Annotated in this window: 22 protein-coding genes; 10 read left to right on the forward strand and 12 right to left on the reverse strand. The window is 72.8% G+C overall.

Features of this window, described 5'->3' with window-relative positions:
• Nucleotides 1-129: 129 nt before the first annotated feature.
• The 3 genes from IEY79_RS11385 (at nt 130) to IEY79_RS11395 (ending at nt 3,682) form a co-directional block, all read left to right on the forward strand.
• On the forward strand, nt 130-1,329 hold the full coding sequence (locus tag IEY79_RS11385; RefSeq protein ID WP_189107488.1) for a lycopene cyclase family protein: 1,200 nt from the start codon (nt 130-132) through the stop codon (nt 1,327-1,329).
• A 68-nt stretch (nt 1,330-1,397) separates the two neighbouring features.
• Nucleotides 1,398-2,111 carry a class I SAM-dependent methyltransferase gene (locus IEY79_RS11390; protein WP_189107283.1) on the forward strand — a complete coding sequence of 238 codons (714 nt, stop codon included), beginning with the start codon at nt 1,398-1,400 and terminating at the stop codon, nt 2,109-2,111.
• 71 nt (nt 2,112-2,182) lie between these two features.
• Nucleotides 2,183-3,682 carry an FAD-dependent oxidoreductase gene (locus tag IEY79_RS11395; RefSeq protein ID WP_229700807.1) on the forward strand — a complete coding sequence of 500 codons (1,500 nt, stop codon included), beginning with the start codon at nt 2,183-2,185 and terminating at the stop codon, nt 3,680-3,682.
• Between the two features lie 31 nt (nt 3,683-3,713).
• Here the strand turns inward: IEY79_RS11395 and IEY79_RS11400 are convergent, their stop codons facing one another.
• The 4 genes from IEY79_RS11400 to crtI all read right to left on the reverse strand — a co-directional run bounded on the left by IEY79_RS11400 (nt 3,714) and on the right by crtI (nt 8,292).
• The gene (locus IEY79_RS11400; RefSeq protein WP_189107285.1) at nt 3,714-4,163 is read right to left on the reverse strand and encodes a DUF6234 family protein; all 450 of its coding nucleotides are present in this window, start codon (nt 4,161-4,163) and stop codon (nt 3,714-3,716) included.
• 501 nt (nt 4,164-4,664) lie between these two features.
• Nucleotides 4,665-5,687: a Rieske (2Fe-2S) protein gene (locus tag IEY79_RS11405; protein WP_189107489.1), complete on the reverse strand. Its 1,023-nt coding sequence runs from the start codon at nt 5,685-5,687 to the stop codon at nt 4,665-4,667.
• Between the two features lie 11 nt (nt 5,688-5,698).
• Nucleotides 5,699-6,721 (reverse strand): phytoene/squalene synthase family protein, encoded by a 1,023-nt coding sequence (locus IEY79_RS11410; protein WP_189107286.1) that lies wholly within the window; start codon nt 6,719-6,721, stop codon nt 5,699-5,701.
• The gene (gene crtI, locus IEY79_RS11415; protein WP_189107287.1) at nt 6,718-8,292 is read right to left on the reverse strand and encodes a phytoene desaturase family protein; all 1,575 of its coding nucleotides are present in this window, start codon (nt 8,290-8,292) and stop codon (nt 6,718-6,720) included. Before crtI ends, IEY79_RS11410 begins: the two co-directional genes overlap by 4 nt.
• Before the next feature lie 35 nt (nt 8,293-8,327).
• On the opposite strand from crtI, the gene IEY79_RS38015 reads away from it, so the two are divergent.
• Both IEY79_RS38015 and IEY79_RS11420 read left to right on the forward strand, forming a co-directional pair.
• Nucleotides 8,328-8,456, forward strand: a complete 129-nt coding sequence (locus IEY79_RS38015) for a hypothetical protein (protein ID WP_268240589.1) — start codon at nt 8,328-8,330, stop codon at nt 8,454-8,456.
• Nucleotides 8,457-8,966: 510 nt separating this feature from the next.
• Nucleotides 8,967-10,340 carry a cryptochrome/photolyase family protein gene (locus IEY79_RS11420; protein WP_189107288.1) on the forward strand — a complete coding sequence of 458 codons (1,374 nt, stop codon included), beginning with the start codon at nt 8,967-8,969 and terminating at the stop codon, nt 10,338-10,340.
• A 19-nt stretch (nt 10,341-10,359) separates the two neighbouring features.
• Here IEY79_RS11420 and IEY79_RS11425 read toward each other — a convergent pair whose 3' ends face one another.
• Both IEY79_RS11425 and IEY79_RS11430 read right to left on the reverse strand, forming a co-directional pair.
• Nucleotides 10,360-11,880 carry a glycosyltransferase family protein gene (locus IEY79_RS11425; RefSeq protein ID WP_189107289.1) on the reverse strand — a complete coding sequence of 507 codons (1,521 nt, stop codon included), beginning with the start codon at nt 11,878-11,880 and terminating at the stop codon, nt 10,360-10,362.
• A gap of 87 nt (nt 11,881-11,967) precedes the next feature.
• Nucleotides 11,968-12,579 (reverse strand): TetR/AcrR family transcriptional regulator, encoded by a 612-nt coding sequence (locus IEY79_RS11430; protein ID WP_189107290.1) that lies wholly within the window; start codon nt 12,577-12,579, stop codon nt 11,968-11,970.
• A gap of 99 nt (nt 12,580-12,678) precedes the next feature.
• Here IEY79_RS11430 and IEY79_RS11435 point away from each other — a divergent pair, with 99 nt between their 5' ends.
• Together IEY79_RS11435 and IEY79_RS11440 are read left to right on the forward strand one after the other, a co-directional pair.
• Nucleotides 12,679-13,932, forward strand: a complete 1,254-nt coding sequence (locus tag IEY79_RS11435; protein WP_189107490.1) for a beta-ketoacyl-[acyl-carrier-protein] synthase family protein — start codon at nt 12,679-12,681, stop codon at nt 13,930-13,932.
• 82 nt (nt 13,933-14,014) lie between these two features.
• Nucleotides 14,015-15,232: an MFS transporter gene (locus tag IEY79_RS11440; RefSeq protein WP_189107291.1), complete on the forward strand. Its 1,218-nt coding sequence runs from the start codon at nt 14,015-14,017 to the stop codon at nt 15,230-15,232.
• 26 nt (nt 15,233-15,258) lie between these two features.
• On the opposite strand, the gene IEY79_RS11445 is transcribed toward IEY79_RS11440, so the two are convergent.
• Nucleotides 15,259-16,059 (reverse strand): SAM-dependent methyltransferase, encoded by an 801-nt coding sequence (locus IEY79_RS11445; protein WP_189107292.1) that lies wholly within the window; start codon nt 16,057-16,059, stop codon nt 15,259-15,261.
• Nucleotides 16,060-16,120: 61 nt separating this feature from the next.
• Nucleotides 16,121-16,639, reverse strand: a complete 519-nt coding sequence (locus tag IEY79_RS11450) for a GNAT family N-acetyltransferase (RefSeq protein ID WP_189107293.1) — start codon at nt 16,637-16,639, stop codon at nt 16,121-16,123.
• An 89-nt stretch (nt 16,640-16,728) separates the two neighbouring features.
• Here IEY79_RS11450 and IEY79_RS11455 point away from each other — a divergent pair, with 89 nt between their 5' ends.
• On the forward strand, nt 16,729-17,289 hold the full coding sequence (locus IEY79_RS11455; RefSeq protein ID WP_189107294.1) for an AAA family ATPase: 561 nt from the start codon (nt 16,729-16,731) through the stop codon (nt 17,287-17,289).
• A 45-nt stretch (nt 17,290-17,334) separates the two neighbouring features.
• A complete protein-coding gene (locus IEY79_RS11460) occupies nt 17,335-17,919 on the forward strand; it encodes a putative glycolipid-binding domain-containing protein (RefSeq protein WP_189107295.1) in 585 nt (194 codons plus the stop codon).
• 45 nt (nt 17,920-17,964) lie between these two features.
• Here the strand turns inward: IEY79_RS11460 and IEY79_RS11465 are convergent, their stop codons facing one another.
• Nucleotides 17,965-18,423, reverse strand: coding sequence for a nuclear transport factor 2 family protein (locus tag IEY79_RS11465; RefSeq protein ID WP_189107296.1), 459 nt, complete (start codon nt 18,421-18,423; stop codon nt 17,965-17,967).
• 109 nt (nt 18,424-18,532) lie between these two features.
• On the opposite strand from IEY79_RS11465, the gene IEY79_RS11470 reads away from it, so the two are divergent.
• Nucleotides 18,533-19,099 (forward strand): TetR/AcrR family transcriptional regulator, encoded by a 567-nt coding sequence (locus IEY79_RS11470; RefSeq protein WP_189107297.1) that lies wholly within the window; start codon nt 18,533-18,535, stop codon nt 19,097-19,099.
• 84 nt (nt 19,100-19,183) lie between these two features.
• Here the strand turns inward: IEY79_RS11470 and IEY79_RS11475 are convergent, their stop codons facing one another.
• From IEY79_RS11475 to IEY79_RS11485, 3 genes are all read right to left on the reverse strand, one after another.
• Nucleotides 19,184-19,948 carry a S1 family peptidase gene (locus IEY79_RS11475; RefSeq protein ID WP_189107298.1) on the reverse strand — a complete coding sequence of 255 codons (765 nt, stop codon included), beginning with the start codon at nt 19,946-19,948 and terminating at the stop codon, nt 19,184-19,186.
• A 99-nt stretch (nt 19,949-20,047) separates the two neighbouring features.
• On the reverse strand, nt 20,048-20,677 hold the full coding sequence (locus IEY79_RS11480) for a methylated-DNA--[protein]-cysteine S-methyltransferase (RefSeq protein ID WP_189107299.1): 630 nt from the start codon (nt 20,675-20,677) through the stop codon (nt 20,048-20,050).
• On the reverse strand, nt 20,674-21,237 hold the full coding sequence (locus IEY79_RS11485; RefSeq protein ID WP_189107300.1) for an RNA polymerase sigma factor: 564 nt from the start codon (nt 21,235-21,237) through the stop codon (nt 20,674-20,676). The genes IEY79_RS11480 and IEY79_RS11485 overlap by 4 nt, the downstream gene beginning before the upstream one ends.
• Nucleotides 21,238-21,318 lie beyond the last annotated feature (81 nt).

The raw sequence follows: 21,318 nt of genomic DNA on the forward strand, positions 1-21,318 counted from the left end.
GCGCAACGCGGGCGGCAGCGCACCCGCACCACACCGCCCGCGCCGCCTGCGTCCAAGTCGGCCGCCGATGCGGAATGCTGACGGCATGACGGCCTGATGGCGGGACGGACCGAGGCGAGGAGCGGTGTGGTGCGGGAGACGGACGTGATCGTCGTCGGTGCGGGCGCGGCCGGTCTCTCCCTCGCGTACCGGCTCCGCACCCCTCCTCCCGGACACCCGGTCCCCGCCGTGACCCTGGTCGACGCCCCTGCCGGCCCCTTGAGGCCGCCCGAGCGGACCTGGTGCTTCTGGGAGGCCTCCCCCGGGGATTTCGACAGCGCGCTGACCGCCTCCTGGGACTCACTGCGGGTACGCGGGCGGGACGGTGCGGCGACCGTCGGGCGGCCCGCCCCGTTCCGCTACAAGATGCTGCGGTCCGGCTCCTTCGAAGCCCTGCTGGCGGAGCGGATGGACGGGCCCGGTGCGCCGCGCCGGGTGGTGGCCCGCGTCGACGGGATCAGGGACGCGGCGTCCGGCCGCGGCGCCGAGGTGACGGGCGTCGCCGCCGACGGGAGTGAGCTGGCACTGCGGGCCCGCTGGGTGTTCGACTCGCGTCCGCCGCGCGTCCTGCCACCGGCGCGGACGACGCTGCTCCAGCACTTCCGCGGCTGGTTCGTCCGGACCGAGCGACCGGTGTTCGATCCCGCGACCGCCGATCTGATGGACTTCCGGACCCCGCAGCCCGTCCACGGACTGTCGTTCGGCTACGTCCTGCCGACGAGCGCCTACGAGGCCCTGGTCGAATACACCGAGTTCTCCCGCGCGGTGCTGGACGACGCGGGATACGCCCGGGCGCTCAGGCGGTACACCGAGCGGGTCCTGGGGCTCGGCCCGTTCGAGGTGACCGCGACCGAGCAGGGTGTCATCCCGATGACCGACGGCCGCTTTCCGCGGCGCGCGGGCCGTTCGGTGTTCCGGATCGGGACCGCCGGCGGTGCCACGCGCCCGTCGACCGGTTACACCTTCGCCGCCGTGCAGCGGCAGGCGCGGGCCGTCGCCGCCGCGTACCACGCCGGACGGGTGCCCGAGCCGCCGCCCGCCTACTCGGCGCGCGCCAGGGCCATGGACGCCGTTCTGCTGCGGGGGCTGGACAGCGGCCGGGTCGAGGGCGCCGAGTTCTTCGAAGGCCTGTTCCGGCGTGTGCCGATGGAGCGGCTGCTCCGTTTCCTTGACGGCGGCACCCGGCCGTACGAGGACTTCACGATCGGCCTGCGCACCCCGGTCTGGCCGATGCTGCGCACCGTCGCGGAACTGCCGTGGCTGCTGAGACGACGGCCCGGGGCTCCATGAGACGCGGAGAAGCCGGCAAGACCGATGAGACCGACGAAACAGGTGGGACCGAAAGGAACGGCCGTCAGATGACTCTCCTGCACGACGCGGAACTCTCCGCCGCCTTCGACCACGCCGCGCTCGCCTACGACCGGCTGGTGGGCGTCAACCCCGGCTACCACGCACACCTCAGACGCTCCGCGCGGCGCCTGCGGCTGCCCCGTGGCGGCGCCGGGCTCCGGCTGCTCGATCTGGGGTGCGGGACCGGCGCGTCGACGGCCGCGCTGCTGACGGCCGCCCCCCACGCCGAGATCGTCGCGGTGGACGCCTCGGCCGGAATGCTGGAGCGAGCCGTCACCAAACCGTGGCCGGACGGCGTCTCGTTCGTCCACGCGTCCGTGGAACGGCTGGCGGAGGCGGGCGTCACCGGCCCGTTCGACGCGGTCTTCGCCGCGTACCTCTTCCGGAACGTCACCGACCCCGATCGCACACTCGCTCTCGTACGGTCCCTGCTGGCGCCGGGCGGCCGGATCGGTGTGCACGAGTACGCGCTCGGTGGACGCGCCGTGGACCGCGCGGTCTGGACGGCCGTGTGCAGGGGCGTCGTCCTTCCCGCCGGGCGGCTGGCCGGTGACGCCGGTCTCTACCGTCATCTGTGGCGCAGCGTGGTCGAGTTCGACACCGCGCCGGCGTTCGCCGAACGGCTGCGCCGCGCCGGGTTCGCGGAGGTCCGGGTGCTGCCGATGCCGGGCTGGCAGACGGGTATCGCGCACACCTTCCTGGGCCGCCGGGGCTCGCGGTGACCGCCCGGCGCCGGACAGGCCGAAGCGACGGCCGGACCGTCCCGCGCCGGGGCCGGGACCGCCGTGCTCGGGTGATCCGGCCGGCGCCGGGGCGGGACCGGTTCGCCGGTGACGCGCCTGATGTCGCGGTCGTGGGGGGCGGTATCGCCGGGCTCGCCGCCGCGACCGCGCTCGCGGAGCGCGGTGCGGGCGTCACGGTGTACGAGCGGGAGCCGGGCCTCGGTGGGCGTCTGACCGGGTGGCCCGTCACGCTCGCCGACGGTTCGGCGGCCACCATGAGCCGGGGCTTTCATGCCTTCTTCCGGCAGTACTACAACCTCCGGGGCCTGCTCCGGCGTGCCGACCCCGGCCTCGGGACGCTGACCGGGCTGCCCGACTATCCGCTGCGGCACAGCGGAGGCGCGTACGACAGTTTCGCCCGCGTCCCCCGCACGCCGCCGTGGAGCGCCCTGGGATTCGTCGGGCTCAGCCCCACGTTCGGCTGGCGGGATCTCGGCCGGATGGATCCGAGGGCCGCGCTGCCGCTGCTCGACGTACGGGTGCCTGAGGTCTACGAGGAGTTGGACAAGGTCAGCGCCCAGGAATTCCTGGCCGGGATCGGGTTCCCGGAGGCGGCGCGGCATCTGGCGTTCGAGGTGTTCTCCCGCAGCTTCTTCTCCGATCCCGCCGAACTATCCGCGGCCGAGCTGGTGTTGATGTTCCACATCTACTTCCTGGGATCGAGCGAGGGCCTGCTCTTCGACGTACCGGACGAGCCCTTCCCCAGCGCCCTGTGGGAGCCGCTGGGCTCGTATCTCACGGGCCACGGCGTCGAGTTGCGCACCGGAACGCCGGTGGACGCCGTGGTACCGGCGGCCGGCGGTGGACTGACGGTGACGGCGGAGGGGCGGCCACGGCGGTACGACGCGGTGGTGCTCGCCCTGGACAGCGGCGGGCTGCGTCAAGTGGTCGCGGATTCCCCCCGGTTGTGCGACGCGGCGTGGCGGGGGCGGATCGGACGGTTGCGGGAGGCCCCGCCGTTCCTGGTGTCGCGTCTGTGGCTGGACCGCCCGGTGGCCGCCGACCGGCCCGGCTTCCTGGGCACCAGCGGATTCGGCGGGCTCGACAACGTGAGCGTGCTGGACCGTTGGGAGGGCGAGGCGGCGCGATGGGCGAGCCGGACCGGCGGCTCGGTGATCGAGCTGCACGCGTACGCCGTAGCCCCCGGCGCCGAACGGACCCTCCAACAGCGGCTGCTGGTCGATCAGTTGCACCGGGTGTACCCGGAGACGCGGGACGCGCGGACCGTCGACGCGCGGCACGAATGGCGGTCGGACTGTCCGCTGTTCCCGGTGGGCGGTTACCGCGACCGGCCCACCGTACGCACTCCGGACCCGGCTGTCGTGGTGGCGGGCGACCTCGTCCGTACGGATCTGCCGGTGGCGCTCATGGAACGCGCCGCGACCACGGGCTTCCTGGCCGCCAACGCGCTTCTGGAGCGGTGGGGCGTACGCGGTCAGACGCTGTGGACCGTACCGGACAGGGGACGGTCGGCCGGGCTGCGCGCGCTCGTACGGCTGGCCCGGCGCTGACCCGCGCGGCGGCAGCCGGCCCCGGTCCCGGTCATCCGCCGTACCGCGCGCACTCGCTGTTGTCGCCGCCGCTGCGGCAGCCCACCGGTCCGGTCGGTGCGGGGACAGGGCGATTCCGCTCGTCCTCATGGGCCTGGAGGGCGGCTCCGGCGAAGAAGGCGCAGGCGATGAGCATGGCCATGGCGCCCTGGCTCACCGCGGTCACGGTCGCTCGCGCGCGGGACGCGACGACGGCGGCCAGGAACGCCACGAGGCCGACTCCGCCAAGGGCGGGCAGATAACGCCAGAGGGATGCCGCCTCGACGCTGGCGGCCGGGTCGAGATCGAAATGGTCGAAGAAGGGCCACAGAACGACGATCACGGCGACGGCGACCAGCTCGACGAACATGAGTGCGCAGGAGGCTCCCACGTCGGGGCCTCGCTCCGGGCGGGGCTTCACCGGGGCGTCGAAGGCCGGGGGCGCGATGGGCGGCTCGCTCATGTCGAACACACTGCCGGTCGGCGCGGCGCGCGGGCATGAGTACGGATACCTAGAGCCCGGCGCTGTCGCCGCCGGGGGGGAAACGCTCCCTGCTCCGGACCGGGCGCTCCGGCCCGAGCCGAGGGACAGCTCCTGCGGGCTGTCCCGTCATCCCGGTGGTTCAGCGCGCTGCGTCGGAGGCCGTGTGTCGCAAGGCGGAAGGTCGTCCTCCTGGGCGTATTCGGGCGATCCGACACCGCAGCGAGGTGCCGTAGCTGTTGTCGCGCGCCCGCCGGGGACGACGGGACAGCCCGCAGGGCGTGTCTCAGAAGTCCCGTCCGGCCCACGGCGTCCGGCACGCACGCTCTCCCCGTAGCCCTTCGGGCACGGGAGGCGCCCCCGCGTTGTCGAAAGTCGCCCGGGTACGCCCGGTACGAGAGCGGTGCTCCGCCTTGCGATCGCACGCATCAGCCGCCGCGAGCCCCGCCCCGCGGGCGGACGACGCTACTTCGGAAGGACGCCCTAGCCCGGAAAGCGGCCCGTGCCGCGGAGGTGCCAGCGGCGTTCCGCGTACGCGAGGTCGTCGCGCCACAGGCGCCCGGCCACCGCGCGCATCAGGGGGCGCAGAGCGGGGGCGGCGGCGCGGGCGGCGGCGAAGCCAGGTCGGTCGGAGGCGGCGACGACCGCCTCCACGACGGCGGTTCGGGGCCGACCGCGGTCGTCGAGGCCGAGGGGGGTGGCATGGGTCTCCACGACGGAGCCGCGGCCCTCGCCCTCCGTGATGCGCATGACGACCGTGCGCGGCTCCGGCGCCGTGAAGACGGCGCGCACGGGCACCACGGCCCGCCCGGCGACTTTGAAGGAGACGTCGACGGCGAAGCCGTCACCCGCGTCGGAGCCGTCGTCGCCATGCCCCTCCCCGCCTCCCTCCGGGGTCGACAGGACCGTGAGATCCACGAAGGAGTACGGGTGCAGCCAGGCTCCGTGCCAGGGGTCCAGCCGGTTGGCCACCACGTCCTCGGGCTCGCACACACCGAAGCCGGTGTAGACCGCGTCGACGGATCCGGCCGCCTCGGGCCGGGCCGGAACGACCGGCCGGTCCAACGGCCTCTCGCCGCCCGGCCCATCCAGCCGTACCCAGGCCAACACCCCGTCGTCGTGGGCCGGGTAGGGCTCCCAGCCCGCGAACGGGCCGCCGTCCAGGGCGAGTCCGTGCCAGTGGCAGATGAGCGTGCCGCAGTGCACCCGGCTGTCCTTGAGGGGCGCGCCGAGGTGCGGACAGGCACCCGGGCCCGCCACCAGCTTCCCCGACTCGTCGCGCCACAGGACCAGTTCGACGCCGGCGACGGTCCGTCCCAGCGGCCGGCCGGGGCGTACGTCGCGGGCCGCTCCGACGACGTACCAGTTGCCGGACGGCCGGGCGAGCGCCCGCCGCAACGCGTCGGCGATGACGCCCGGCCGCGCCTCCCGCCAACTGGGCTTCTGATGCGCCCAGTTGACGGCACGCCGGCGCAGCTTCAGCGGGTACCGCCTCCGGCCGCGCATGGGTCGATCGCTCACGCCACCTCCTCGTGCACGGCGCCCCGACGCGCCCGCGCCGGTCGTGCGCCGATGGGTCCGGCCGGCGTGCCGGGCACCCGCGCGGCGGCCCTCGTCCGCGCCGCCGCCACCCGTACGAGCCCGTCGACGGCCACGGCTGCCCGCCGTCGGCGCGGCACGACGGCACGGCGGTGCAGTACGGCGTACCCGTCGTCGGCGACGGCGTCGAGGATCCCGCCGTACAGGACGAACGCCGCGCGGATGCAGGGCCGCGACAGCGGGTCGAGCATGGCGAGCCCCGGCGCGGCCTGCCGGTAGACCCCTCGGGTCAGGGCGACGGCGGCCTTCACCGCGGCGGTGATCCGCGGGTCATGGGCGCCGGTGGTACGGCTCCACTTCAGCAGCTCGCGGTCGACTCCGTGGGCGGCGAGCAGATCCGCGGGGAGATAGATCCGCCCGCGGTCGAGGTCTTCGCCGACGTCCCTGACGAAGTTGGTCAGCTGGAAGGCGACACCCAGTGCGGCGGCGGGCGGGGCGGCTTCTTCGCGGGGGACGACGGTGCCGAGCACGGGCAGCATCTGGAGGCCGATCACGGCGGCCGAGCCGTACATGTAGCGGTACAGATCGTCGTAGGTGGCGTAGTCCGTGACCGTCAGGTCACTGCGCATGGAGGCCATGAAGGCGGTGAACAGCCGGTGGTCGATTCCGTAGCTCGCCGCGGTGTGGGCGAGCGCCCTGACGACCGGTTCACGACTGCGGCCGGAGCGCAGCCCGTCCGCCAACCGCGCCTGGAGGGCGTCCAGTTGGCCCGCCCGCTCGGCGGTGGTCGTCGCCGGGTGTTTGAGGTCGTCGACGATGTCGTCGGCCCAGCGGGCGAAGCCGTAGAGGGCGTGCACGGCGGGCCGGCGTTCGACGGGCATCAGGCGGGTGGCGAGGAAGTAGGTCTTGCCGTGGCGGGCGTTGAGCCGGCGGCAGCCGGCGTACGCGGCGCGCAGACAGGGGTCGGCGATGCCGGCGGCGTCGAGTTCGCGCTCGGTCATGGGCGCCGTCCTTTCATTGCGCGGACGGTCCCCCGGCCACCGGTGCCGGTGCCTGTGACGCGGGCGGCGGCGAGCTTGCCGGAGATCAGGACGGTGGGCACGCCGACTCCGGGCGTGGTGCCGCAGCCGGCGAGCACGGCGTTCGTGGTGCCGCGCACCAGGTTGCGCGGGCGGAAGGGGCCGGTCTGCGCGAACGTGTGGGCGGCGGAGAAGGGCGTGCCCGCCGCGTGTCCTTGAGCGGCCCAGTCGGCGGGTGTGACCAGGCACTCCTCCTCGATGGCGGCGCCGAGTCCGTCCAGTCCGCGCCGTTCGAGCTCGGCGAGCAGGCTGTCTCGGTAGCGCGGACCGAGGTCCGCCCACTCCGTGACACCGGGCCCGATACGGGTGTTGGGGCAGGGCGCCAGGATGTAGTGGAGATGACGGCCCGGCGGGGCGAGGGACGGGTCGGTGGCGGTGGGGCGGGTGATGAGCAGTGAGGGGTCGCTCATGAGGCTCCCGGTGTGGGTCAGTTCCCTGAATGTGCCCTTCCACGCCCGCCCGAACGAGATGGTGTGGTGGCCGAGCGCCGGCCAGGTGCGGTCGGTGCCCGCGTGCAGGACCACGGCGGACGGTGAGAACCGCAGCGGGACCGTACGGTACGGCCGTCTGCCGAGCAGGCGATAGGTGACGGGCAGGTCGGGTGTGAGGACGACCGCGTCGCAGGGGATGCGTACCTGGTCGTCGCCCCGGCCGGTGATGACGGCCGTGATCCGGTCACCTGATCCCGTGTCGGATCCGGCTCCCGCGCCGCCGCCCGACCGTTCCAGGCGCGTGACGTCGTGGCCGTAACGGAAGTCGGCGCCCGCGTCGGCCGCGGCCTCCGCCATGGCCCGGGGCAGGGCGTGCATGCCCCCACGGGGGAAGTAGACCCCGGCGACGGTGTCCATGTAGGCGATGACGGCGTACGCGGCCAGGGCCTTGGCGGGCGGGACTCCGGCGTACAGGGCCTGGAAGGAGAAGATGCGGCGCAGGCGTTCGTCCGCGAGGAACGACCCGACGCGGGCGTCCAGACGGCCGAAGCCGCCGAGTGCCCCGAGCCGTACGAGGTCGGGGTGGAGCAGTCGCAGCGGCGAGTCGAAGTTGGCGTCGATGAAACGCCGCATCTGTACGGCGTACAGCTTCTCCAGCCAGCCGCGCAAACGACGGTAGCCGTCCGCCTCACGGGCGCCCGCGAAGCGTTCGACCTCGGCCGCCATCGCGTCGGCGCCGGTGTGGACGTCGAGCGCGCTGCCGTCGGCGAAGCGCGCCCGGTAGGCCGGGTGCAGGGGGATGAGGTCGAGCCGCTCGGCGAGCTTGTCGCCGACGGCGGCGAACGCTTCCTCCACGAGGTCGGGCATGGTGAGGACGGTGGGGCCGGTGTCGATCCGGTAGCCGCCGCGTTCGAGATGCCCGGCACGGCCGCCGGGCACGGTGCCGCGTTCGACGACGGTGACGGCGCGTCCGGCGCCGAGAAGGTGCAGGGCGGCGGAGAGCCCGGCGAGCCCGGCGCCGACCACGACGACATGGTCGGTCGGTCCGTCGACTGTCTTCATCGGCCACTCCCCCGGCCGGCGAGGGGTGGTGCGCCGTGGGCGACGGGGCGGTGGGCGCGGGCCAGGTCGCCCGGGTCGGTGTTCCCGCCCTGCGGGATCTCACCGCCGCCGGTGGTGCGGGTACGTCTCGGATCGCCGGGAACGACAGGCGGTTCGTCGCGTAGCCGGATTGCCTCCCCGGCGCGGTTCGCCGAGCGGAGCCCGTACACAGAATTGTTGACGCCCACGGTCCGCACCGATCTCGTGAGGGCTTCCGGCCGCGAGACACCCCGCTGTCCTCCGGAGGGTCGTGCCCCGGCCCCGTGTCTGCGCATCGCGTTTCCTCTCCTCGTGTCGGACGGCCGTGTTGACCGTTCATCGGATCGGACGGGGAGTTCGGACGCGCTGTCCCCGGCGAGCTCTGGTGGCGGGCCTCAGTCCACCACGGTCGTCGGCCGCACGTCTGTCAGCCGCGTCAAAGATGCGCCTCTTCGGGTGACACCGCACCGCTGAGCGTCCCCCGGGCGGGTGCCCTCCCGTCGCGCATCTCGCCGATACGGCGGCGAGCGCCGTCGGCGCGCCGTCGCGCGGCGCCGCCACGTCGTGGGCCTATAGATACCCCTGTAGACACTCCTGACGGCCCGAACGGACAGACCCGCGGGCACGAGTGACCACCGTTGAGCGGAAGGAGCTCCATGACCGTCTCGGTCGTGCTGTTCACCAGCGACCTGCGCCTGCACGACAACCCCACTCTCCACGCCGCCCTCTCCGGCGCGGACGAGGTGGTGCCGCTCTTCGTCCTCGACGAGGCCATCGCGTCGGCCGGGTTCGCCGCGCCCAACCGGCGGGCGTTCCTCGCCGACTGTCTGACCGATCTCGACGCGGGGCTCCGGGAGCGCGGCGGCCGGCTCGTCGTACGCACCGGCGACGTGGTGGCGCGGGCGCGTGAGGTCGCCGCCGAGGCGGGCGCGGACGAGGTGCGCACGGCCGGCGGCGTCAGCCGTTACGCCCAGCGGCGCGAGGAACGGCTGCGGCGCGGGCTGGAGTCCGACGGCCGCCGGCTCCGCGTCCACGACGCCACACTCACCGCGCTCCCGCCGGGCGCCGTCACACCGAACGGCTCGGATCACTTCGCGGTCTTCACCCCCTACTTCCGCCGCTGGTCGCGCGAGCGCCCGCGCGACGTACTCGCGGCGCCCCGGACCGTACCGGTGCCGGCCACGATCGGCTCCGACCGTGTCCCGGCGCGCGCGGACACGGCGGGAGTCTCGGAGGGTCTCGCGGAGGGCGGTGAGAAGGCGGGCCGGAAGCGGTTCGCCGCCTGGAAGCGCTCCGGGCTCGCGGCGTACGAGGACGGTCACGACGATCTGGCCGGCGACATGACCTCGCGGCTCTCGCCGCACCTGCACTTCGGCACGCTCTCCCCCACCGAACTCGTCGTGCGGGCGCGCCGGGCGGGCGGTGCGGGTGCGGAGGCGTTCGTACGGCAGCTGTGCTGGCGGGACTTCCACCATCAGGTGCTGGCCGCCCGGCCCGACGCGTCGGCGGCCGACTACCGCACCAAGCACGACAGTTGGCGGTCCGAGGAGTCCGCCGGTGCGGAGATCGAGGCATGGAAGGCGGGCCGTACGGGCTATCCCGTCGTGGACGCCGCCATGCGCCAGCTGCGCCACGAGGGGTGGATGCACAACCGCGGGCGGCTGCTGACCGCGAGCTTCCTCACGAAGACGCTGTACGTGGACTGGCGGGTCGGCGCGCGTCACTTCCTGGAGCTGCTGGTGGACGGCGACATCGCCAACAACCAGCTCAACTGGCAGTGGATGGCGGGGACCGGCACGGACTCGCGCCCCAACCGGGTGCTCAACCCGGTGGTCCAGGGCAGGCGGTTCGACCCGGAGGGGCGCTATGTACGGCGCTGGGTACCGGAGTTGAGCGGGCTGGCGGGCTCGGCCGTCCACGAGCCGTGGAGACTCCCGGAGGCCGAACGGGCCGAGTACGACTACCCGGACCCGCTCGTGGAACTGGCCGAGGGCCGCGACCGCTTCCTGCGGGCACGCGAGAAGGGCTGAGCCGCCGCCCACGCCCGCTCTAAGGCGTGGGCGCCGGGTCCGGTCGCGCTGACGGTGACAGATAGACACGGCAGTCGCTCAGCCCCGGCAGGTCCGGGATCCGTTCGACCCGCCAGCCGCGCGCGTACGCCGGTGGCCGGGCCCGCCCCGCCACCACGAAGGCCACCGGCCTCTCGCGCGAGACGGCCACGAGCTGGGCGGGGGTGATGCTGCCGTCGTGGCCGCCGGTCTGACGCGACGCGCACCCCGCGCGGAAGGCCACCCTGATCGCCTCGGTACCGCTGATCACACACGGCGGTGTGACGCCTTGGCGTGCCAACACGGCTGCCACACCGTTCAACTTGACCCGGTCGGCCCGGCTGCGCTCGGCGCGGTCAGCGACGACGGAACCCTGGACCCACAGATGCGCGACCGCCGCCGTCACGAGCAGCCCCACGACCAGCCGGCGGGGCCTCGCCGTCCGGACGAGCCAGGTCAGGAAGAGAGCGGTGGGCAGGGCGAACAGCGCGTACACGGGGAGCAGGAAGCGCGGCGCGGCGTATCCGATCAGCAGCAGGTACTGCACGGCCATCGACAGACCGACCAGCGTCGGCACCAGCACAAGAGGCAGCCGTCGCAGGCGTGCGGCGACCAGCACCCCGCCGAGGGTGAGCAGGGGCAGCGCGAACCACCAGATCGCGGTGGCGGGCCGCCGCCACCGGACGGAGCAGGGGCGGCAGAGCAACCGCCCGTCGAGCGAGCGCATGTGGTCGCCGAAGACGAGGTGCCAGCCCAGGTGCCCCTGGATCTCGCTGGCCCGGGCGAGCCGTGTGAAGAGCCCGCCGTAGCTGACGTACGCCTCGATGATCCACTCCGCGCAGCCGACCGCCCCGCCCGCGGTGAGTGCCGTCAGCAGGGCCCACCGCCGCCACCGCCGGACCGCGAGGGCGACGAGTGCGAGCGGCGCGCTGAGCCAGAAGGCGTCGGTGGGGCGCATGAGCGCGACGAAGGCCACGGCGATCGCGAGACCCACAAGGGCCGTTCGGTCGGTCCGGTCGAGCGCCGCCCTGACGAAGAAGCCGACGGCGCAGAGGCAGCCGAGGGCGACCCAGAGGTTCGGCATGACCTGCGGCCCGTAGAAGAGCGTGATCCAGAGACCGGCGAACAGGGCGCCGGCGAGGGCGAGTACGGAGGCGGGAAGCAGCCGTCGCCAGACGCCGAGGGCCAGGAGGAGCCCGGCGCCCGAGAGCAACGCCAGGTAGACGCGCAGCACTTCGACGGACGAGGTGAGCGCGGTCACCGGGGCGATGAGGAAGGTGATGCCGCGCGCGCGTGGGGCGCTGAAGAACGCGGTGTCGGAAGGGGCACGGCTGACTTGGCTGGTGTACACGGTCTCGTCCCAGCCGAGCCCTGATCCCGGTACGAGGACGACGAGTTGGACAATCGTGTACACGCTCGCGACGACCGCCGGCCAGAGGAGACCGCCGTCGGCCGTCCAGTCCCGGCGGGGCGGGCGGCTCGTCTCTCGCAGGCCGGTCGCGACGGCCTTGGTCTGTGTCATGGCCCAAAGCTGCCTGGCCGGGACGTACCGGGCCGAGGGGACACGCCACGAGACGAATATTAAGAAATCGCATCTAAAGCATACGATTCACTCGATGGGTGCGTATCCGAACGTGGGTGCCTCACCCGGCGATGAGACCATCCGGCGCGCCAACTGCACGATGTGGGCGCGCAGATCGGTGTCGTCGCCGGCGGACGGACCGAGGATCAGCCGGGTGATCTGCGGGAACGCCGTCGGCAGGATGGCGAGGCCGATGAGCGCGAGGAGAGTGCTCGCCGCCTCCCCGTCGGAGTCGGAGCCCAGGGTGTCGGAGAGCGTTGCGACCATGTCGCGGTAGTGGGCGGTGCGCGGCTGTTCGTTCGGCAGGCCGCCTCCGTCGTAGTGCAGGGCCTCCCACATCATCAGGCGCAGCAGCTGCGGGTTGCGCCGGTGGAGGTCGTAGATCCGGCCGGCGTACTCGGCCGGGTCGCCGGACGGCGGGCCGAGCAGTGCGGCGTGTTCGGTCAGGGCCTCGGAGATGACGGCGGCGAAGAGTTTCTCCTTGCTGCCGAAGTAGCCGTAGATCCGTTCCTTGCTGACTCCCGCCTGTTCGGCGACACGGCCGACGCGTGCGCCGCCCATGCCGTGCGCGGCGAACTCGTCGCGGGCGGCGGCCAGCAGCCGGGCGCGGGTTCCTACCAGTTGATCGGTACGAGGCATGGGGGAACCCTACATTGCCGACCAGACGGTTGGTTGGCTACGGTGCGGATCATGACAGCGACACGAGGAAACGACGCCGATACGGGCACCGGTACGGACATGAACACGGGCGCGGACACGGAGGTCTGGGTGACCGGGCTCGGGGCGACGACGCCGCTGGGTGGTGACGCGCCGTCGACGTGGTCCGCGATGTGCGCCGGGGAGAACGGGATCGGCGCGCTGGACGACGAGTGGGCGGCGGAGCTGCCCAGCCGGCTCGCGGCCCGGCTGCGGGTGGACCCCGCGACGGCGCTGCCGCGGACCGAGGCCCGCCGGCTGGACCGGTGCGAGCAGGCCGCACTCGTCAGCGCCCGTGAGGCCTGGGCCGACGCGGGGCGTCCGGCGGCCGATCCGGAACGGATCGCGGTCGTGATCGGCACGGGAGTCGGAGGCGTACTGTCACTGCTCGGCCAGGACGACATCCTGGAGACGTCCGGGCCGCGCAAGGTCTCGCCGCACACCGTGCCCATGCTGATGGCCAACGGGCCCGCGGCCTGGGTGAGCATCGACCTGGGCGCCCTGGGCGGCGCGCTCACGCCGGTGAGCGCCTGCGCGTCCGGGGCCGAGGCGATCGCCACCGGGCTCGACCTGATCCGGCTCGGCCGGGCCGATGTGGTCGTGGCGGGCGGGGCGGAGGCATGTCTGCACGCGCTGCCGCTGGCGGGGTTCGGGCGGATGATGGCACTGTCCACGGCCAACGACGATCCGGCGGGGGCTTCGCGGCCGTTCGACGCGCGGCGCGACGGTTTCGTGCTGGGCGAGGGCGCGGCCGTACTGGTGCTGGAGCGCGCGGAGTTCGCCCGCTCGCGCGGCGCCCGCGCCCACGGCGTGCTCGCCGGCGCCGGGGTGACGTCCAGCGGCGGGCACATCACCGCCTCGGACCCCGCCGGCCAGGTGCGCGCCATCCGAACGGCCCTGCGGTCGGGCGGGCTCGCCCCGGAGGACGTCGGGCTCGTACACGCGCACGCGACGTCCACCCCGCAGGGTGACGTGGCGGAGGCGGACGCCGTCGCCGAGGCGGTCGGCGGACACCCGGTGGTCACCGCGACCAAGTCGATGACGGGCCATCTGCTGGGCGCTTCCGGGGCCCTGGGCGCGATGGCGACGGTGCTGGCACTGCGGGACGGGACGGTGCCGGCCACCAGGAACCTCGACACGCTCGACCCGGCGATCGACCTCGACGTCGTATCCGGCCGTCCTCGCCAGGGGGCCTGGACGGCGGGGTTGGCCAACTCCTTCGGCTTCGGCGGCCACAACGTCTCACTGGCGTTCACGGCGGCGCGTTTCGACGCGCGTACGGCCGCGGATCTCTGACCTGTCGTTGGACACACCCTGCCGCCACACGGAGGATATAAGGACGAATACCCCCTTTTCGCTCAGTGAGGACGCAGTGCCGATGCCGCAGCGCACCACGCGAGGGTTCTCCGTCGGCTATCTCGGCGCCGCGACCGTCTTCGCCATCGGCATGTTGGGTACGACGCTGCCCACACCGCTGTACGGGCTCTACCGCGAGGAGCTCGGCTTCTCCGAGTTCATGGTGACGGTCGTCTTCGCCGTCTACGCCTTCGGGGTCATCGCCGTGCTGCTGCTGGCCGGCAACTTCTCCGACCAGGCCGGCCGCCGGCCCGTTCTCTTCATCGGGCTCGGACTCTCCGTCGCCAGCGCGGTGTGCTTCCTGTCGGAGGGCGGACTGCCCCTGCTTTTCGCGGGACGTCTCCTGTCGGGCTTCGCGGCCGGGCTGTTCAGCGGCGCCGCCACCGCCGCCGTGATGGAGCTGGCACCACCGGGCCGGGCCGCACGCGCCGGGCTGGCCGCCACGGCGGCGAACATGGGCGGGCTGGGATGCGGTCCGCTGCTCGCGGGGCTGCTCGCCGAGTACGCGCCGCTCCCGCTGCGGCTGCCGTTCGCCGCGGCACTGGGGCTCGCGATCATCGGGATGGTCCTGACGTGGTTCCTGCCCGAGCCGGTCGAGCACCGGACACGGAAGCCGAGGCTGCGTCCGCAGGGGCTGAGGGTCCCCCCGCAGGTGCGCGGGATCTTCGCGCCGGCGGCGCTGGCCGCGTTCGCCGGCTTCGCCCTGCTGGGGCTGTGCACGGCGGTGTCACCGACGTTCATCGCGACGACCCTGGGCGAGCCCAATCTGGCGGTGTCGGGCGCCGTCGTGTTCTCGGTCTTCCTGGCCTCCACCGTCGGACAGTCCCTCATGGGCCGGGTGGGCGCGCCCAGGGCGCTGCCGGGCGGGAGCCTGGTGCTGGTGGCGGGGGTCCTCCTGGTGGGCACATCCCTGCTGGTGGAATCGCTGGCACTGCTGGTGGTCGGCGTGATCTGCGCCGGGCTGGGGCAGGGGCTGGCGTTCCGCGCGGCCATCACGTCCATCGGCGCGGCGGCGCCGCCGGAAGCGCGTGGCGGCACCATCTCGACGTTCTTCGTCGTCGCGTACGTCGGCATCTCCCTGCCGGTGATCGGGATCGGCGCGCTGACGCTGCTGCTGAGCCTGCGGGTCGCGGGGCTGATCTTCACCGGGTGCGTGGCGGTGCTGGCCGCGTGCGTCGGGCTGTACGAGCTCCGCGAACCGCGGGTACGGAGACACGCCGGCGCGCCGTCGGACGGCTGAGACGCCGGCGGCTCCGGTGGGGCGGCTCACCGCACGCGTGCGGCACCGACGTAGAAGCCGCTCTCCTCGTTCGCCGGTGCGGGCGTGTCCTTGTACCACTCGGGGGCGCGCACAAGACCGGGCTCCACCATGTCGAGCCCGTCGAAGAACCGCTCGACCTCGGCGCGCGAACGGGGCCGCAGATTGATACCGCCGGACCGGTAGGTGCCGGTGATCTTCTTCGCCTGCTCGGGGTCCAGGAAGTCCGCGGTGCCGTGCGAGATGATCAGAAGGCTGCCGGACGGCAGGGCGTCGACGAGGGTCCTGGTGACGCCGTAGGGGTCGTCGTCGTCCCCGAGGAAGTGCAGCACCGCGACGAGGGACAGGGCGACGGGCCTGCCGAAGTCCAGGGAACGGCGGGCGTGTTCGAGGACTTCCCGCGGCTGCCGTACATCGGTGTGGAGGTACTCGGTGGCCCCTTGGGGAGTGCTCACCAGCAGGGCCTCGGCGTGCCGGAGAACGATCGGGTCGTTGTCCGCGTAGACGATCCTGGCGGCCGGAACGATCTTCTGCACGATCTGGTGCAGGTTGGGCTCGGTGGGTATGCCGGTGCCGATGTCGAGGAACTGGTCGATACCGCTCCTGGCCGCCCATGCCACGGCCCGGTGCATGAACTCCCGGTTGATCTGCGCCCCGCGCTGCGCCCCCTTGGCCAGTTTCTCCGCCAGCTCCCGGTCGACCGGGTAGTTGTCCTTGCCGCCGAGGTAGTAGTCGTACAGCCGGGCGGGGTGGGGCTTGCTGGTGTCGATCTGGGGCTTGGGGGTGCCGGAGGGGGTGCCTGAAGTCATGCGCGGGATTATGTCATCGCGAGCGCACGGCCGATGACCCGGCGCCGTGCCTGAGGTGACGTCAACTCGCCTGCGGTGTTGGCCTGTTCACGACGCCGGCCGGTCGGCCGACGGCCAGTCGGTAGACCTGCCGCGAGCCGCCCTCCGGGCCGGGGTCGGTCGCCTCGGCGGGGCTGAAGCCCAGCCGCTCGTAGAACACCCGGGCGCCGCTGACGACGGCTCCGGGATGGTCGGCCCCGAAGGTGACCACCTCGACGGTGCCGGGGCCCGTGACGAACCGCTTCATCGCGTCGGCCACCAACGCACCGCCGACACCCCGGCCGCGCGCCCGCTCCGACACGACGAGCCAGTGGATGCGAAAGGTCGGCGCGTCGGCGCCGAACAACAGGCCCCCGAGCAGGGGCGGTTGCCCGGCCTGCTCCTCGTCGGCGGCGACAAGGGCCTTCGAAGCACTGATGTGTTCGACGACGGCGCCACTGAAGCCGGGATCGTCGACCATGGGCCCGAACCAGTGCTCGACCTGGCCCGCCAGGCCGAGAAAGCCCGGCAGATCCTCTTCCCCAGCGAGTCTTACGATCATGGAGGCATTCTGACATCGCCCGGGGGCCGGGCTGCGTGCGAAGGCGTGAGCGGTCTTGGCCGGCTCCAACGACCCGCACCGGAGGCGCGATGAACGCGGACACCAAACCCACGCTGATCGTGGTCGGCGGGCCTCCCGGCACCGGCAAGACCGCCCTCGCGCACGAGATCGCACGCGCGGTGGGCTGCCCCGCCGTCCGCCGGGACGAGATCAAGGAAGGCATGGTCCACGCCACGCCGGGCTTCTCGCCGGGCCTCGGCAACGCGCTGAACCTCCGTACGCTGCCCGCCTTCTTCGACGTGCTGGATCTGCTCGTCGGCGCCGGGGTCACGACCGTGGCGGAGGCCGCGTTCCAGGACCGGTTGTGGCGGCCCGGTCCGGAGGCGCTGTGGGGCCGGGCCGAGATCCGCGTCGTGCACTGCTCCGTCGACGCGGAGGTGGCACTGGCGCGCCGGCTGCGGAGGGCCGGCGAGGATCCCGTACGTAGGGCGCACGAGCCCGCGTCGCCGATCGATCCGGCCGCGCACACCCTGGGGCACGACACGTTCGACCGGGTCTCGGTCGACGCGCCGTGGATCGAGGTCGACACCACCGACGGCTACGACCCCGGGCTCAGGACGATCGTGGACTTCGCCGACGCCCGGCGATGAGCGCGTCCGCCTCTCCGTGCGGGCCGGGCATGAAACCGTACGCGGGTGACCACCTTCGTACCCCCTCCGGCGACCGCGGCATGGGCGCACGAGCACGCGCGCCAGGGCTTCGAGGTCGTGTACTTCCGGCCATCGGGCGACGCGCGGCACATCGTCGGGTGCACCACGGCCGTCGAGGACGGCCGGACCTGGACGGTGGACTACGACATCACCGTGGACGCCGACTGGGTGACGCGCCGGGCCGTCGTCACCGGACGGTCGGAGGAGGGGACCCGCTCCACGGTGCTCCAGGCCGACGGCGCCGGCCACTGGCAGGTGGACGGGGCGGCGGCGCCTTACCTCGATGGGTGTCTCGACGTCGATCTGGAGTCCTCGGCGATGACCAACACCCTTCCCGTGCACCGTTTCCGGCTGGCCGTCGGGGAGTCGGCCCGGGCGCCGGCCGCGTACGTACGCGCCCTCGACCTCTCGGTGGAGCGGCTGGAGCAGGACTACCGGCGCGTCGCCGACGAGGACGCGCGGCAGGCTTACGACTACTCGGCCGCCGTCTTCGACTTCCACTGCCGGCTGGTCTACGACGCGGCGGGCCTGGTGCTCACGTACCCGGGGATCGCCACCCGCGCGGCGTAGGGCGATGTCCGGCGGATCCACGCGCGCCGCCGCATCGCCCCCGCCTCATCGGATCGGGAATTCCACCCCGTGTTCGCTCTCCGGGCGCGCACCGAAGACGCGCCGGTCGGACTCCTCGATCGCCAGGTCGTTGATGCTCGCCTCGCGGCGCCGCATCAGTCCGTCCTCGTCGAACTCCCACAACTCGTTGCCGTAACAGCGCCACCACTGCCCGCCGCTGTCACGGCACTCGTACTGGAACCGCACCGCGATCCGGTCGCCTTCGAACGCCCACAGGTTCTTGCGGAGCGCGTAGTCGAGCTCCCGCGACCACTTGTCCGTCAGGAACTCGACGATCGCCGGGCGCCCGGTGACGAAGGTGTCGCGGTTGCGCCAGACGGAATCGACCGTGTACGCGCCCGCGACACGCTCGGGGTCGCGGGTGTTCCAGGCGTCCTCGGCGGCCTGCACCTTCTTCAGCGCGGCGGCGAGGTCGAATGGCGGTACGGGCGGGCGGACAGTCATGGGCCATCTCCTGAGAACGGTCATTCTCTGACTCGCTGGTAGTCTAGAAAACGATCGTTCTCGACGTCAACGTGCCACGCCCTAGTGAGGTTTCGTGTCCCCCGTCCCCGTGTCAGACGATCCGGTCCGGGAGGTCCGGGAGCGGTTGCTCGACGCCGCCGAGAAGGTGTTCTACGCACGCGGCATCCAGGCCGTCGGCATGGACCGGCTCCGCACGGCGTCGGGCGTCCCGCTGAAGCGCATCTACCAGCTCTACTCGTGCAAGGACGACGTGGTCTGCGCGTTCCTGCGCCGTCGGCACGACCGGATGATGGGCGCGATCGCCGGGTACGTCGCCCGCGCCGAGGGGCCGGAGCAGCGGGTGTTCGCGTTGTTCGACTGGCTGTACGACTGGTTCGGCGAGCCGGACTTCCGGGGCTGCGCGTGGATGAATGCCTTCGGCGAACTGGGCCCGACCAACGCGGCCGTCGCGGCGGAGGTGCACCGGCACAAGGACGCGTTCCGGGAGTTGCTGACCGGCACCGTCCGCGACGCGGGGTATCCCGCCGTCGTGGCGGACGCCGTCTACCTCCTGGTGGAGGGCGCGGTCGTCGCCGCGCAGCTGCGGCGGGACGCCGAACCGGCCCACGAGGCGCGCCGGGGCGCGGAGATCCTGCTCCGGGCGGCACGGGGCTGACCCGGAGGGACCATGGCCGGATCCGGCTCCGGCGGGCGCCGGGAGGTGGCCGATGTCGGCCACCTCCCGGGGAGTCGAGGGTCCTCAGTAGATGGACAGGCCGTAGATCGCCAGCAGGTCCACGACCGGCTGGTAGTAGGTGACTCCGCCCGAGGAGCAGTTTCCGCTACTGGCGATGATGGTGCCCAGAGCGGTGGTTCCGGAGAACGCGGGCCCGCCCACGTCGCCGCGGTCGGAGCAGATGTTGGAGCTGAACAGTCCGTTTATCGTGCCCTCGGGGTAGTGCACCGACACGTTCACGGCCGTGACCGTTCCGCAGCGGACCCCGCTCACCGGGCCCGTGTGGCAGAGCGACTGACCGACCGTCGGACGCGCGGCCCGGACGACGTCCTGCGCACCGCCGGCGCCGAGCGAGACTTCCCCGGGGAAGACCACCGCCGTACTCGTGTAGCGGATGACCGCGTTGTCGTTGTTCGGGAAGCTCGATCCGGCGGTGACGCCGACGAACACGCTCCTGGCGGCGTCGGCGTACCAGTTGGAGGCGCCCCGCACGCAGCGGCCGTCCATCAGACCGAAGGAGGTGCTGCCGCTGCGGGTGTTGAAGCCCACGGTGCAGCGGGTCCCGATGCTGCTGTAAAGAACGTCGCCGCCGCGCACCTCGACGGCCCTGCTGTCGCCGGACGGCGCGGCGGCGGACGGTACGGCGACGGACGGCGCGGGCGCCTCCTGTGCGTGCGCCGCCGATCCGGTGGCGGCGAACCAGCCCAGCAGCAGGGTCAGCGCCGCCACCGCGGACGCGGCTGTGCGGAACAGTCCTCGCAAGGGTCTTTCGGTGCGGTACGGACTCATGTGCCCTCCCCGTTTTCCCGGTCATGACATGTCATGGGCCTGCCATTGTGGGGTGGCGAGGAGAGCCGCGTCAGTCGTAAAGAGGCCAATCGGCCGCGATCAGGCAGCCGATTCCAGGTCGAGGAGTACGGACTTGGCGGCGGGACCGCCCGCGTAGCCGCCGAGCGTTCCGTCGGCGCGCAGTACGCGGTGGCAGGGGACGACGACGGGCAGCGGGTTGGTCGCGCAGGCCGTACCGACCGCGCGGACCGCCTTCGGGTTGCCGACGAGCCGTGCGACCTCGCCGTAGCTCAGCGTCCGGCCGTAGGAGATCTCCGGGAGGTGACGCTGGACCAGCTGCCGGAATCCGTGGGAGAGCGACATGTCCAGGGGCAGGTCGAACGTCCTGCGCTCGCCGCTGAAGTACTGGTCGAGTTCGCGGGCCGCGTCGTCCAGGCGCCTGGGCGCGCGCAGCACCCGGGGGCTCAGCGTGGTGGCGAGACCGTCGAGGACCTTGTCGTGGTCCTGGTTGGTGAAGGCCACGCGGACGAGGCCCTTCTCCGTGGAGGCCAGCAGGAGGCGGCCGACGGGGCTGTCGACAACGGTGTACGCGACGTCCAGCAGGCCGTCACGGCTCGCCGCGTGCTCCAGCCTGGTGTGCAGGCCGGCGAGGGTCTCGGCGTCGGCGGTGTCGTCGGCGGCGCGGTCGAGGAAGGCGCGGATGTCCGGGCCCGCGGTGCTGTCCTTCATGGCGTTGCTCCTTTCAGGACACGATCCTGACGAGGGTCCGGATCGGGATCCGAGTCGGAGGGCGGATCAGGGTCCGGATCGGGGTCCGGATCGGGGTCCGCGAGGGTGGTTCTGAGTGCCTTGATGCCGTCCGACGCGGCGCGCCGCGCCGCTTCCGGGGTACCGCCGACGATCTCGGCGACATCCCGGTAGGGCAGTCCGGCGAAGTGGTGGTACGCCACCGCCTGCCGCTGTTTCTCGGGAAGCGCCCTGACGGCCTGCCACAGATCGCGGTCGCTCTCGCCCGGCAGTCCGACGGCCGACGGGCGCTCGGGCAGCTCCGCGACCGGGACGGCCCGGCGCTGTCCGGCGCGCGTGATGTCGATGGCCTTGCGGTGGGCGATGGTCACCAGCCATGCCTCCACGTTGGCGTCCTCCGGCAGGTCCGGGTAGGCGCGCATCGCCGCGAGGAACGTCTCCGACCAGGCGTCGTCGGCGTCATGGACGCCGACCACCGCCCGGCACACGCGGAGGACGGTGGCCGCGTGCTCCTCGACCACCCGCTCGAAAGGCTTCTTCATGTCCATCATTCTGTAGACGTCGGGGCCCTCCGGAACGTGAGGTCGGGCGTACGGATTCGTGTGTACGGGCTCCGTACCGGC

It is taken from the genome of Streptomyces camponoticapitis, assembly GCF_014646115.1.
Classification (GTDB): domain Bacteria; phylum Actinomycetota; class Actinomycetes; order Streptomycetales; family Streptomycetaceae; genus Streptomyces; species Streptomyces camponoticapitis.